Raw genomic sequence first — 13,339 nt, 5'->3', positions numbered from 1 at the left:
CTACTGGACGAACGGCAGGGCGCGATGGTTCCTCCACAGGGAACTATCGTTCCCCATCGCCGCACCACACCGCACGGTCACCGTACGGTCGTCACCCGGCTCCGCGCCGTGATCGCGGGCCGGGTCAGGCGTCCTTGATCTCGCAGAGCGCGGTCCCGGCGGTGACCGTCTGGCCGACGGCGGCCGCCAGGCCGGTGACCGTGCCGCCCTTGTGCGCGGTCAGCGGCTGCTCCATCTTCATCGCCTCCAGGACGATGACCGTGTCGCCGGGCTCGACGGTGTCCCCGTCGGCGACGACGACCTTCACGATCGTGCCCTGCATCGGGCTGACGAGTGCGTCGCCGCTCGCCGCGGCCTTCTTCGCGCCGCTCCCGCCGGACCGCCTGGGCGCCGCCTTCCTGGGCTCGGGCCGGTCCGGCCCGAGGCCGGACGAACCCAGCCCCGCGGGCAGCACGACCTCCAGTCGCTTGCCGCCGACCTCGACCGTGATCCGCTCGCGTCCCGCCGGCTCGCCGGACGCCTCCGCCGTCGCCTCGTACGGCGGGATGTCGTTCACGAACTCGGTCTCGATCCACCGGGTGTGGACGGAGAAGGGCTCGCCGGCGAAGGCGGGGTCCTCCACCACGGCCCGGTGGAACGGCAGCACGGTCGGCATGCCGCCGATCTCGTACTCGGCCAGCGCCCGCCGCGCCCGCTCCAGCGCCTGCCGGCGGGTGGCCCCGGTCACGATCAGCTTGGCCACGAGCGAGTCGAACGCCTGCGGGACGCTCATCCCGGTCTCGTAGCCGCCGTCCAGGCGTACGCCCGGCCCGGACGGGACGCGCATCGAGGTCAGCGTGCCGGGCGCGGGCAGGAAGTTGCGGCCCGCGTCCTCCGCGTTGATCCGGAACTCGATCGAGTGGCCGCGCAGCACCGGGTCGTCGTACCCCAGCGGCTCGCCGTCGGCGATGCGGAACATCTCGCGGACGAGGTCGATGCCGGAGACCTCCTCGGTCACCGGGTGCTCGACCTGGAGACGGGTGTTGACCTCCAGGAAGGAGATCGTGCCGTCCTGGCCGACGAGGAACTCGCAGGTGCCGGCGCCGACGTACCCCGCCTCGCGCAGGATGGCCTTCGACGACGAGTAGAGGAGGCCGAGCTGCTCGTCGGTGAGGAACGGCGCCGGGGCCTCCTCCACGAGCTTCTGGTGACGGCGCTGGAGCGAGCAGTCGCGGGTGCTGACGACGACCACGTTGCCGTGCCGGTCGGCCAGGCACTGGGTCTCGACGTGGCGCGGCCGGTCGAGGTAGCGCTCGACGAAGCACTCGCCGCGCCCGAAGGCGGTCACCGCCTCACGTACGGCCGACTCGTAGAGGTCGGGGATCTCCTCCATCGTCCGGGCGACCTTGAGCCCGCGGCCGCCGCCGCCGAAGGCGGCCTTGATGGCGATCGGCAGGCCGTGCCGCCCGGCGAACTCGACCACCTCGTCCACACCGGACACCGGGTCGGGGGTGCCCGCCACGAGCGGGGCGCCGACGCGCTGCGCGATGTGCCGGGCCTGGACCTTGTCGCCGAGCGCGTCGATCGCCGAGGGCGGCGGGCCGATCCAGATCAGACCGGCGTCGAGCACGGCCTGGGCGAAGGCCGCGTTCTCGGCCAGGAAGCCGTAGCCGGGATGGACGGCGTCCGCGCCGGTCTTCGCCGCCACCGCCAGGATCTTGGCGATGTCGAGGTACGTCTCCGCGGGGCTCTGCCCGCCGAGCGCGTGCGCCTCGTCGGCCACCCGCACGTGCAACGCGTCCAGATCCTGGTCGGCGTACACCGCCACGCTGGCCAGGCCGGCGTCCCGGCACGCCCGGGCGATCCGTACGGCGATTTCGCCACGATTGGCGATCAGGACCTTTTGCACCGGGATGTCCCTTCCCTTCAGCGCTCGCGAACCCTGCCTGGGAGTGTAGAGGTGCCGCCTCGTCGCCGGGGGCCCCAGGGGCACCCCTGACCTACGCCGGGCAGGGATTTTCAGGGGGCGCCGGAGTCGTCCCCCTTCGGAGGGCGCGCGGCCGCACAGGCTCCCGCCAGGCCTCCTGGCAAGACCCGGCCCAAGAGGAATAACTACCAGAAAAGCCACATTCTCCTGGCCTTCCGATATAGCCGCTCGGCATAAGGTCTTCACAGGATTGACATGCGTTTTACGGTGAGGGCGGCCCCTTTGTCGATGGAGGAGTGACTGAATGAGTAACAGCTTGCTCGGCGGCGACCCCGCGGAGATGCAGGGCATGGCCGCGCAGTTCAGCCAGCAGGCGGACCAGGTTCGCACCACGATGGCCGCTCTCGACCGCGAGGCGGCCAAGGTCGGCACCGCCTGGACCGGCCCCGGCGCGCAGCGCTTCCACGACGCCTGGCAGAGCTACCGCACGGCGTTCCAGCGAATGGCGGAAGAGCTCAACGAGGCCTCCCGGGTCATCACCACCTACCGCGGCAACATCGAGTCCGCCACCCGCTGACGAAATCCGCACGATCTCTCGCCGGGCGCCTCGGCTGACGAGGCGCCCGGCGATTCGCGAAAAAAGGACGGCCTTCGGGCCAGAAAAGACCCGAAATGCCGTCCTCGTCACACCACCGGACGCCGCCCACGCGACGTCCGGCACGACGTCCGGCACGACGTCCGGCACAGGGTCGGGCACAGGGCCACGCACGGCACGGGGTCACTGGGGGACGGCGCACTGGATAGGGGTCGCGGTGCCCGAGATGACCAGCAGGCCCCGCCCGGGAGGCCCGCCCACGGCGCCACGCGGCAGCCGCACGGTGAACAGGTCCCCGTCGGCCGGGCTCTGCACGTTGAGCAGCAGCCCGGTCCTGCCCTTGCGCGCCTCGGCCGCGAAGCCCCGGTAGGCCGTCGCCAGGTCGCCGGTGGCCCCCGCGACGAGCAGGCCGTGCTCGCCGTCCCGGCCGGTGCGCAGGATCTCGTCCAGGGCCAGCCCGAGCGGCGAGTCGGGCGAGATCAGTTCCGCGTCGTCCACGACCACCACGTAACGCTCGTGCCCGGCGACCAGGGCCAGCGGATCGAGCGCGCCGGGCAGGCCGCCGAACTCGTCGGCGCCGCCCCCGGTCACGCTTCTGGCGTTGCCGTCCAGCACGGCGAGCACTCCGGACGCCCCGGCGAGGTCGCGCAGCGGGCTGCGGCGCGGGGTCACGACGAGCACCGGCGTGCCCCGGGCGAGCAGTGAGCGTGCCGCCGTGACCAGTGTGGACGACCTGCCCGAGCGGGGCGGTCCGGCGATCACCGCCGCCGGGCCCTGGCCCTGCAGGTCCACGCCCAGCGGCGTGAGCGCGTCGCCTCCCGCGCCGAGCAGCGCCCACAGCGCCGACGGCGGCTCGAACGCCGGAGCGAGGTCCATCGCCTGCTCCGCCGTGATGCGCATCGGCAGGGCGTCCACCCGCAGCGGGGGCTCCGACGGCCAGACCCAGGCGCGGCCCGCCTCCCCGTCGTCCGTCCCGCCGCCGGTCCCGCCGCTCGTCGTGCCCCCGGTCGTGCCCCCGAACCTGGCCGCGGTCGTACGGGCGAGATCCTGCAGGACCGCCACCTGCGCGGGGCCGGAGGGGTCGTCGCCCAGCAGCGCGACCTGGCTCTCCACCAGGCCGTGGTCGCCGACCGACAGGGCCCGGCCCGGCGGCATGGAGGTCGGCAGGTTGCGTACGGGCAGCCCGGCGAGCCCGTAGTCGGCGGGGTCGGCGAGCCGGAGCACCAGCCGGTCGTCGAAGACGGTGGAGATCTGCCCGATCAGGCCCGACCGGTCGGCGGTGACCACGGCGCGCAGCCCCACGGCCGGTCCTTCCCGCAGCAGTTGCAGCAACGCGTCGACCAGCCGCCCGTAGTCGTAGTTCTCGAACGCCGCGACGTATCCCTCCCAGCGGTCCAGCAGCAGCACCATCCAGGGCAGCGCCCCCACGCCCGAACGGTCCCGGGCCGCCAGCGGCCTGGTGTCGGTCCGGGACCTGGCGGCGGCCCGCGCCTCGGCGAGCGAGGCGTACCCCGCCTCGGCCAGCAGGTGCTGACGGCGCCCGACCTCCGCGCGCAGCCGGGTCAGCAGGCGCTCCACCCGGTCCATCTGGTCGCGCGTGACCACGGCGCCGCAGTGCGGCAGCGCGACGAGCGGCAGCAGCGCGCCCGACCCGCAGTCGACGGCGTGGACGTGCACGTCCTCGGGGGAGGCGCCGGCCGCGATCGACCCCGCGATCGTCCGCAGCGCGCTGGACCTGCCGCTGCGCGCGCCGCCCGCGATCAGCAGGTGGCCGCCGTGGCGCGGGTCGAGCGCGAGCGCCCGCCGGCCCTGCCGCCAGGGCAGGTCCGTCACGCCGAACGGCAGCGGCGGCACCTCCTCGATCCCCGGCCGGTACGGCGGCGCCGCCGCCAGCGCCCCGCCGTCGAGCGGGTCGCTCCCGGAGCCGGTCTCCCCGGCGCCCCCCTCGTACCTCACGGACGACCCCGACCGTCCCGCCGCCGCGGCCTCGACGTCGAGCACGACCCGGTCCGGAAGGGGCGGCAGCCAGGGACTGGGCTGGCGAGGGAGCCCGTTCCCGGCCTCCAGCAGCGCGTCCACGAGCAGGGCCAGGTCGGTGCCGCTCCCCGCCTGGGCGGGCGGGGCGGGCAGGGGGTGGCCGAGCGCGGGCCAGGGCAGGTCGAGCACCCGCACGTCCTCGGCGCCGCCGTCGGCCGCGCCGTTGCCGCGGACCCGGGCATGGGGGGTCCGCCCGCCGATCCTGGCCGTCTGCACGGCGACCGGCGTGGCCGAGCCCGCCCGCACGTAACAGCGGCCCGGCGTGGCCCGGGAGATGTGCGCGGCGTCCGGCACGTCGATGACGTCCCCGGACTCGCGGGCGTCGGTCACCCGCAGCGCGATCCTGAGCGAGGTGTTGGCCTGGATGTCGGCGGTGACCACGCCGCCCGGCCGCTGGGTGGCGAGGATCAGGTGGATGCCGAGGGAACGGCCCCGGCGGGCGATGTCGACCAGGCCGTCCACGAAGTCGGGCAGCTCCGCCACCAGCGCGGCGAACTCGTCGATGATCAGGACGAGCCGGGGCAGCGGCGGCAGGTCCCTCTTGCTGCCGGCGCTCTCCGGCACCGGCGCGGCGAAGATCCCGCCGCCGCGCGTCCGCCGGACGCCGCCGCTGCCGAGGACCCAGGTGGCCCCGCGCGACCGCTGGTAGTCCTCGATGTCCTTGGCCCCCGCGTCGAGCAGCAGGCGCTCCCTGCGCCGGATCTCGGCGGCCAGCGACGACAGGGCCCGCTGGGTCAGGTGGCCGTCGAGGTCGCTCACCATGCCGACCGTGTGCGGGAGCCGTACGCACTCCTTGAAGGCGGCGCCGCCCTTGTAGTCGATCAGCACGAACGTCATCTCGTCGGGCCGGTTGACCACGGCGAGCGAGCAGATCAGGGTCTGCAGCAGCTCCGACTTGCCCGCGCCGGTCGTGCCCGCGACCAGGGCGTGCGGGCCGTCCCTGCTCAGGTCCACCTCGAACGGCCCTTCCGGTCCCACGCCGATCAGGGCCCGGGTCGTACGGCCCTGCCGCTCCGCGAGGGCGGCGGGGTCGGGCGAGACGTCCAGCAGGTCGAGCAGGCGGACCGCGTCGGGCAGGGCGGCCGAGGGGTCCTCGCGGCTGACGTCGCGCAGCGGGGCGAGCGCGCGGGCCAGGCGCTCGGCCCAGGACGGCGAGACCCGGTCGGCGCGGATGCCCGTGATCGGGTCGAGGCCGCCGCCGTGGAGCCGTACGCCACCGGCGGGGTCGCAGGACACGACCGTCGCGCACTCCTCGGGCAGCAGCCGCTCGTCGTCGTCGATCGCGATCGTGTAGACCCCTGCCCGGGGTCCCTGCCTCAGCACCTGCGGCATGCCGGGCAGGCCGCGCAGCACCTGCGCGCCGTCGAGCACGACGAGCACGTCGAACGGCCGCTCGTCGTAGGTCGTGAAGGCCGGCTCGGCCGACCGGTTCCCGCCTCCGCGCCCCAGGTCGTCCCAGCCGGCCGGGCCGCCCGACAGGCGGGCGCCGCGTGGCGCCCCCGGGTAGGGGCCGGAGCCGTTCTCGCTGTCGAGGCGTTCGGCGACCAGGGCGGTGAGTTCGGCGACACGGCGCGCGGCGGCCTCGGGGTCGGCGCCGACGAGCGCGGCGCAGTCGGACGACAGGGCGCCCCCGCGGGCGGCGTCCGGGGCGCAGTGCGGCAGCCAGCGGACCCAGCTCCACTGCTCGGCGCCGTCGGCGTTGGCCGACAGCACCACGACGGCCAGGTCGCGGGGGCTGTGCAGGGCGGCGGCCTGGCCGACGAGCCACCGGGCGCAGCCGAGGGCCACCTCCCGCGGCCCGGTCAGGCCCGCGACGCCGAGGCGGCGCATGACGAGCGCGACCGGCACGTCGTGGCAGACGGGCGGCTCCCGCCGGGCCGCGTCGGGGGAAGTGCCGGTCTCCGGCTCGAACTCCAGGTCGGCGGGCAGGTCGGCCAGCCCTATCCGCAGCCGCAGCGCGTCCTGGTCGTGCACGCGGCGCTCCCAGAGGCGGCGGCGCGGCCCGGTCGCGGTGAGCAGCACCTCGGCGGGGTCGGGAGCGCCCTGGCGGCGGGCCTCCTCGTCCTGCCGCACCGCGCGGGCCACCTCCGCCTCGAAGGCGGCCATCCGCTCGCGGTACGCCTTGATCGCCTGGCGGTGCTTCTTCCTGCCGTGCCTGCGGTCGCTCACCCACTGGCCGATCATGATGAGCGGCGTCATGAACGCGATCAGCAGGTAGTACCACGTGTGCGTGACGAGGGCCATGACCACCCCGAGGACGGCCGGCAGCATCGCGGCCAGCAACTGCAGCCGCATGCCCTCGCCCCGCTTCGGCTCGGCCGGGACCGTGAACCGCCGCTGCCGCTCGGGCCGCTGCAGGCGCGGCGGCCGGTTGTAGGCGAGCCCGCCGTCCTGCAGCGCGTCGAGGTGGGCGTCCGGGGGCCGCACGGGGCCCAGGGACAGCACGGAGCCGCCGCAGGAGAGCATGCCGCCCGCGGGCCACTCGACCGCCCCGGTGACCGGTTCGCCCTCCAGCCGGGCGACCGGTTCGCCGCCGGGGGCGGACGCCGGTCCTGCGGGCTCCACGGTGGCCGTTCCGAGGGCGAGCCTGACGACCAGCGCGACCGGCGGCATCCCGGGGTCGGGCACGGAGATCGCGCAGGCGGGATCGGCGCCGACCGTGTGCGCGCCGAGCCCGATCCGGTGGACCACCCCCGCGCCGGGCCCGCCCACCACGCGCAACTCCGCCGGGCCGCCGGGCTCCTCGGTCACCGTGGCGGCCGCGGCGTGACCGTCCAGGGCCACCAGGTCGCCGTCGCGCAGCAGGCCGAACACGACCGCGTCGGGGTCGAGCGGCCGGCCGTCCACCCAGAGCCTCGTCTCCTGGCCGGCGGCGGGCCTGGCGGGCCGGTCCCGGTCCATGTCGTACGGCGCGCGGGCGCGCGGCAGCCGTACGACGTTGGCGGGCCGGGCGGACGCGCCCTCCAGCATGGCGGTGAGCGCGCCGGTGAGGGCGGCGACCGTGGCGGTCCCTTCTCCCTCGACCAGCACGTCCCGGCGGCCGTGCTCGGTGACCACGGTGAGCGTAACCCGCATGCGCAGACTCCCAGACGGCGGTGGTGCGGCGGAGAACTCCGGAAAGCGTTTCATCCCGGGGCGGTCCCGTGAAGATCTTTCCCGAGGTCCGCTCCGGTGCCGCCTCGGGTCCGGGCGCTCTCCCGCGGGACACCGTAGCCGCGCGCCCGCCGCTCATCTGGGCGTTTCCCGGAATAGGTAAAAGCGTCTGTCATCCGGCGACGTGTGACGGACCGGGAGAGATGCCCGGCGCGGACCCGGCCGTGCTTCCCGAGATGCCCCTGTGAACCATGTGACAAGTGGGGAAGAAGTGGTCAGTTACTATCACGAAATGTCGGGATAGTAAAGCCTTGTGTCGATATGGCGATAGATCGACTCCCGTTGACAGGCGTATTCCTAACGGATAAGCATGGGTCGCCACTTCGCGCCACTTATGGCAGCGGGAGCTGGCCATAATGGAGTGAATTCGGAGCAACGGTAAGACCGTAATTACAATCAAGCGGCCCGAAAACAGAAGGGGCGCCGTCATCCTGGGGGTCCCCCACCCATGAGGATCAGCGAGAAGACGCCGCAGGACGCTCGCGCGGCGGCCCGGCCCGGCCTGTCCGGACCGGCCTCCCGCAAACTGCCCGTCCCGCCGAGGGAGCGCAAGCCCGCCCTCGCCGCGCTCGCCGTCCTCCTCATCCTGGGCGGCGCGCTGGCCACCACCCTTCTGGTCATGCGCAGCGGCGACCGCGTCTCCGCCGTGCAGATCACCCAGCAGGTGGGCGCCGGGCAGCGCATCCCGGCGTCGGCCCTCAGAGAGGTGCAGATCGCCGACACCGGCATCGACTACGTCGCCTATCGCTACAAGGACGAGGTGGCCAAGACGTACGCCGCGGTGACGCTGTTGCCGGGCACGCTGCTCACCCAGCAGATGACTTCGAATTCGAGCGACCAGGTCGGGCCGGGCAAGGCCAAGGTCGGCCTCTCGCTCAAGGCGGGACAGATGCCCGGCGACCTCAGGTGGAGCGAGATCGTCCAGGTGGTCTACGTGCCCACGGCCGGCCGCGGCTCCGTCACCGCCCAGCAGAAGGTGCTGACCACCGCCGCCCGCGTGGGGAGCATCTCCTCCGGACGGTCCGGCGGCGGGCTGGTCACGATCGTCGTCGACACCACGATCGCGCCGACCATCGCCCAGTACGCCTCCAGCGGGGAAATCGCCCTCATCTCGCTTCCGGGGGTCAAGTGACGTGGCGCTGATCGTGCTCGCGGCCGACAAGGGGGCGCCCGGTGTGACCACCGCGGCGACGGCCCTCGGCGCGGTGTGGCCCCGCCCGGTGTTGCTGGCCGAGTGCGACCCGTCCGGCGGCGACCTCGCCTACCGCCTGCCCGGGGCCGACGGGAGCGTGCTCAACCCCGGCCGCGGCCTGCTCAGCCTCGGCGCGGTCGCGCGGCGCGGGCTCCACACCGATCTCGTGTACGAGCACACGCAGAAGCTCGTCGGCGGTCTCGACGTGCTGGCCGGGCTGACCAGCGGCGAGCAGGCGGCGGGCCTCACCTGGCTGTGGGGGCCGCTCGGCCGGGCGTTCGCCGCCCTGCCGCAGGCCGACGTGCTCGCCGACTGCGGCCGCCTCGGGCTGCACGCCCCTATCAACGACCTGATGGCCGAGGCCGACCTGGTGGTGCTGTTCACGCGGGCCAGCCTCGACCATGTCGCCCACCTGCGTGAACGGCTGTCGCTGCTCGGCCGCAAGGCCGGCGTCGTCGTCATCGCCGACCCCCGGTCGTACCGCACGTCGCTGGAGGAGATCCGGCGCATCGTGTCCGGCTGGGACGTCGCCTTCGTCGGCGGCCTGGCGCACGACCCGAAGGGCGCCGAACTGCTGCGCGGCCAGTGGGGCGGCAAACTCGACCGCAGCATGCTGATCCGTACGGCGCGGGAGCTGGCCACCCGCCTCGCCACGCACCTCGCGGGCGGCGAGGACGACTCGCAGGCGGCGCGGCGGCAGCCGGGCGGCCGGTTCACGCGACGGGCCCCGGAGGTGCGGTCATGATCGCGCGGACCGCCGGGCACGCCGGGCGGACCGGACGCTCCCGCGGGCCGGGCGAGGGGGCGGCATGAACGCCCAGCGGCGGACCGTGGACCACGGCCTGGTGAAGCGGTTCCGGCAGGAGGTCGGCGACCGCCTGGCGCACCAGCGGCGGCTGGACCAGGCGAGCGGCCTGCCGCCCATGTCGGGGGAGGACGAGCGGCAGTTCGCCCGGGCGCTGATCGCCCAGGTGCTGGAGGAGTTCGCGCGCGGCGAGATCGGCGTGGGGCGCACGCCGCCGACCGCCGAGGAGGAGGAGGCGCTCGCGGCGGGCATCCATGCCGCGCTCTTCGGCGTCGGCCGTCTCCAGCCGCTGCTGGACGACCCCGAGGTCGAGAACATCGACATCAACGGGTGCGACCGGGTGTTCGTCAGCTACGCCGACGGCCAGGAGATCATGCACGATCCCGTCGCGGAGTCCGACGAGGAGCTGGTCGAGCTGATCCAGATCCTCGCGGCCTACTCGGGCCTCTCGTCGCGGCCCTTCGACACCGCGAACCCGCAGCTCGACCTGCGCCTGCCGGACGGCTCGCGGCTCTCGGCGGTCATGGACGTCACCGTGCGGCCCGCGCTGTCGATCCGCCGGTCCCGCCTCGGCAAGGTCTTCCTCTCCGACCTCGTCGGGAACGGCACGCTCACCCCCGAGGTGGGCAGGTTCCTCACGGCCGCGGTCGCGGCGCGCAAGAACATCATGCTCGCCGGGTCGACGAACGCCGGCAAGACGACGCTGCTGCGGGCGCTGGCCAACGAGATCCCGCCGACCGAGCGGCTCATCACGGTGGAACGCGCCCTTGAGCTGGGGCTGGACCAGTTCCCCGAGCTGCACCCTAACGTGGTGGCCTTCGAGCACCGCCTGCCCAACTCCGAGGGGCAGGGGGAGATCACGATGGCCGAGCTGGTGCGCCGCTCGCTGCGCATGAACCCCTCCCGGGTGATCGTGGGAGAGGTGCTCGGCGACGAGATCGTCACGATGCTGAACGCGATGACCCAGGGCAACGACGGGTCGCTGTCGACGATCCACGCCAACTCCAGCATGGAGGTGTTCAACCGCATCGCGACCTACGCGCTGCAGGCCGTGGAGCGGCTGCCCATCGAGGCCACCCACATGCTCATCGCCGGGGCCATCGACTTCGTGGTGTTCATCGAGAAGCGCAACGACTACCACCGGGGCGGCACGCTGCGCCGCTACGTGTCCAGCGTGCGCGAGGTCACCGGCTGCGACGGGCGGGTGCTGTCCTCGGAGGTGTTCGCGATGGCGGGCGGCTACCTGGTGCCGCACGCCCCGATCTCCTGCGCGGACGAACTGGCCGCCCACGGCTACGACCCGGCGATGGGAGCGTGGCGATGAGCGGCCTGCTGCCCGTGCCCCCGGACCTGCTCGACCCGCTGGTGCTGCTGCCCGGCGCCATGGCCGGCGGCGGGATCTTCCTGCTCGCCCTGGCCCTGTACGGCGTGCGTCCCCGGCCCGCCGCCCCCGACGGCAGGGCGAAGCGGACGGCGCTGCTGCGCACGCTGTCCACCAGGCTGGCGGTCGCCCTGATCACGGGGGTGCTGGTCCTGGTGGTGACGGGGTGGCCGGTCATCGCGGCAGGCGCCGTACTGCTGGTCATCGCCTGGCGCGGACTCACCGGCGGCGCGGCGGAGGAGCGGGCCGCGATGCGACGGCTTGAGGGCCTGGCGGCCTGGACCGAGTCGCTGCGGGACACGATCGCCGGCGCGGCCGGCCTGGAGCAGGCCATCCCCTCGTCGATCCGGGCCGCGTCGCCGACGCTGCAACCCCATCTGCGGTCGATGGTCGACCGCCTGCACATGAGGATGCCGCTCTCCGACGCGCTGCGGATCTTCGCCGACGAGCTGGACGACACCTCGGCCGACCTCGTCGTGGCGGCGCTGATCCTCAACTCCCGGCTGCGCGGGCCGGGCCTGCGCGACGTGCTGTCGGCCCTGGCGGTCTCCGCCCGCGAGGAGCTGGACATGCGCCGCCGGGTGGAGGCCGAGCGCAGGTCCACCCGCAAGAGCGTGCAGATCGTCGTCGGCACCGCACTCGTCTTCGCCGGCGCCCTCGTCGTGTTCAACCGGTCCTACGTGGAGGAGTACAACTCCGTGCTCGGCCAGGCCGTGCTGGTCATCGTGGCCGGCCTGTTCGGCGCGGGCTTCGCGTGGATGCGGCGGCTCGCCCGCTTCGACAAGCCCGCCCGGATCCTCGCCCCGCACCCCCGGGCCGAGATCTCTCCGCCGCAGACCCGCTCCCAGACGCGGCCGGTCCCCACCGGGGGAACCGTCGGTGGTCTCGCGGCCGAAGGGAGGACGCCGTGATCAATACCGTGCTCGCCGGGGTGGTGCTCGGGCTCGGGATCTTCCTGTTGCTGCGGGCGCTGTTCCCGCCCCGGCCCGGCCTGCTCGCCCGGCTCGCCGCGCTCGACCAGGCCCGCGACGGCACGGGCGTGCCGCGGGCTCCCCTGATCGCGCCGGAGGAGGACGTCAGCGAGTTCCGCCGTACGCTCGGCGTCCGGCTCGCCCGGTTCTACGAGAGCCGCGGCTGGGAGGCGCGCTCGGTCAAGGCCGACCTCGCGCTGCTCGGCAGGTCGTTCGAGGGCTTCCTGGCGACGAAGCTGCTGCTGGGCGTCTCCGGCCTGCTGGCGTTTCCGCTGCTCGTCGGCTGGCTGGCGCTGATGGAGTGGGGGGTCTCGCTGCAGGTGCCGCTGTGGTCGGCCCTGATCGTCTGCGTGATCTTCTTCCTGCTGCCCGACGTGCAGCTCAAGCGGGACGCCGCCGTACGCCGCCGGGACTTCCGGCACGCGGTCGGGGCCTTCCTCGACCTCGTGGCGATGAACCTCGCGGGCGGCCGGGGCGTCCCGGAGGCGCTGATGATGGCGGTCTCCGTCGGCAGCCCCGCCGCCGCGCCCGGCGCGCTCAACGGGACGCTCAACGGCGCATCGAGCGGCGCGGTCGCCGGCGCCTCGACCGGCACCGTGAGCGGTGGGGCGAGCGGCGCCGGGAACGCGGCCGGGCCCGCCCCCGGCGCGAACTGGGCCATGGAGCGCATCCGCGAGGCACTGGCGAACGCCCGGATCGTCGGCATCACCCCGTGGCAGGCGCTCGGCCAGCTCGGCGACGAGATCAACGTCGACGAGCTGCGGGACCTCTCGGCCGCCCTCGGGCTGGTCGCCGACGACGGCGCCAAGGTGCGCTCGTCACTCACCGCACGGGCCGCCACCCTGCGCCGCCGCGAGCTCGCGGAGGTCGAGGGCAAGGCGGGCGAGCGGTCCCAGTCGATGCTCGTCGCCCAGCTCCTGCTGTGCGCGGGTTTCGTGATCTTCCTCACCTTTCCGGCAGCCATGAAGATGTTGGGGGCCTGATGCTCTGGTTTCACTATCTGGTCGCCGTGCTCCACGTACGGCTCGACCGCGCCAGGAACGCTCCGTCCAGAGGAGCCTCGGCGGTCGAATGGGTGATCATCACCGCCATCATCGCCGGGGTCGCGCTCGGCCTGGCCACGCTGATCAAGACGGTGGTCGAGGGACGGCAGGCCGACATCCAGAACAGCTTCGGCGGGGGTGGCGGTGGCGGCGGTGGCGGCGGTGGTGCCGGCGGCGGCGGGTGACCAGGGTGCAGGGCGGACGCGGCCGCGTGCCACGCGGCCCCTGTCCCCGGCGTGCCACTGAGCCGTGCGGG

The 13,339-nt window shown here is 74.0% G+C and carries 9 protein-coding genes; 7 read left to right on the top strand and 2 right to left on the bottom strand.

Annotated elements, in window-relative coordinates:
* Positions 1-124: 124 nt before the first annotated feature.
* The gene (locus HHX33_RS07580) at positions 125-1,888 is read right to left on the bottom strand and encodes a biotin carboxylase N-terminal domain-containing protein (protein ID WP_182873984.1); all 1,764 of its coding nucleotides are present in this window, start codon (positions 1,886-1,888) and stop codon (positions 125-127) included.
* Positions 1,889-2,210: 322 nt separating this feature from the next.
* Here HHX33_RS07580 and HHX33_RS07575 point away from each other — a divergent pair, with 322 nt between their 5' ends.
* Complete coding sequence (locus HHX33_RS07575; protein WP_111698308.1) at positions 2,211-2,483, top strand: WXG100 family type VII secretion target; 273 nt, start codon at positions 2,211-2,213, stop codon at positions 2,481-2,483.
* 201 nt (positions 2,484-2,684) lie between these two features.
* On the opposite strand, the gene HHX33_RS07570 is transcribed toward HHX33_RS07575, so the two are convergent.
* Positions 2,685-7,613: an FtsK/SpoIIIE domain-containing protein gene (locus tag HHX33_RS07570; protein ID WP_182873983.1), complete on the bottom strand. Its 4,929-nt coding sequence runs from the start codon at positions 7,611-7,613 to the stop codon at positions 2,685-2,687.
* Between the two features lie 526 nt (positions 7,614-8,139).
* Here HHX33_RS07570 and HHX33_RS07565 point away from each other — a divergent pair.
* From HHX33_RS07565 to HHX33_RS07540, 6 genes are all read left to right on the top strand, one after another.
* Positions 8,140-8,823, top strand: a complete 684-nt coding sequence (locus tag HHX33_RS07565; protein WP_182873982.1) for a hypothetical protein — start codon at positions 8,140-8,142, stop codon at positions 8,821-8,823.
* A 1-nt stretch (position 8,824) separates the two neighbouring features.
* Positions 8,825-9,628: a MinD/ParA family ATP-binding protein gene (locus HHX33_RS07560; RefSeq protein WP_307801657.1), complete on the top strand. Its 804-nt coding sequence runs from the start codon at positions 8,825-8,827 to the stop codon at positions 9,626-9,628.
* A 64-nt stretch (positions 9,629-9,692) separates the two neighbouring features.
* Positions 9,693-11,012 carry a CpaF family protein gene (locus HHX33_RS07555; protein ID WP_182873981.1) on the top strand — a complete coding sequence of 440 codons (1,320 nt, stop codon included), beginning with the start codon at positions 9,693-9,695 and terminating at the stop codon, positions 11,010-11,012.
* The gene (locus HHX33_RS07550; RefSeq protein ID WP_182873980.1) at positions 11,009-11,980 is read left to right on the top strand and encodes a type II secretion system F family protein; all 972 of its coding nucleotides are present in this window, start codon (positions 11,009-11,011) and stop codon (positions 11,978-11,980) included. The genes HHX33_RS07555 and HHX33_RS07550 overlap by 4 nt, the downstream gene beginning before the upstream one ends.
* A complete protein-coding gene (locus HHX33_RS35695) occupies positions 11,977-13,023 on the top strand; it encodes a type II secretion system protein (RefSeq protein ID WP_310741262.1) in 1,047 nt (348 codons plus the stop codon). Before HHX33_RS07550 ends, HHX33_RS35695 begins: the two co-directional genes overlap by 4 nt.
* Complete coding sequence (locus tag HHX33_RS07540; RefSeq protein ID WP_182873979.1) at positions 13,023-13,268, top strand: hypothetical protein; 246 nt, start codon at positions 13,023-13,025, stop codon at positions 13,266-13,268. Before HHX33_RS35695 ends, HHX33_RS07540 begins: the two co-directional genes overlap by 1 nt.
* Positions 13,269-13,339: the final 71 nt, after the last annotated feature.

The organism is Microbispora sp. H10670, assembly GCF_014161385.1.
GTDB lineage: Bacteria > Actinomycetota > Actinomycetes > Streptosporangiales > Streptosporangiaceae > Microbispora > Microbispora triticiradicis.
This window is presented reverse-complemented; position numbering and strand designations above follow the sequence as displayed.

Bases quoted from the DNA above. Each gene is read 5' to 3' on its own strand.
- HHX33_RS07550 (WP_182873980.1), top strand. From the start codon at position 11,009: ATGAGCGGCCTGCTGCCCGTGCCCCCGGACCTGCTCGACCCGCTGGTG.
- HHX33_RS07565 (WP_182873982.1), top strand. From the start codon at position 8,140: ATGAGGATCAGCGAGAAGACGCCGCAGGACGCTCGCGCGGCGGCCCGG.
- HHX33_RS07575 (WP_111698308.1), top strand. From the start codon at position 2,211: ATGAGTAACAGCTTGCTCGGCGGCGACCCCGCGGAGATGCAGGGCATG.
- HHX33_RS07540 (WP_182873979.1), top strand. From the start codon at position 13,023: ATGCTCTGGTTTCACTATCTGGTCGCCGTGCTCCACGTACGGCTCGAC.
- HHX33_RS07555 (WP_182873981.1), top strand. From the start codon at position 9,693: ATGAACGCCCAGCGGCGGACCGTGGACCACGGCCTGGTGAAGCGGTTC.
- HHX33_RS07570 (WP_182873983.1), bottom strand. From the start codon at position 7,613: ATGCGGGTTACGCTCACCGTGGTCACCGAGCACGGCCGCCGGGACGTG.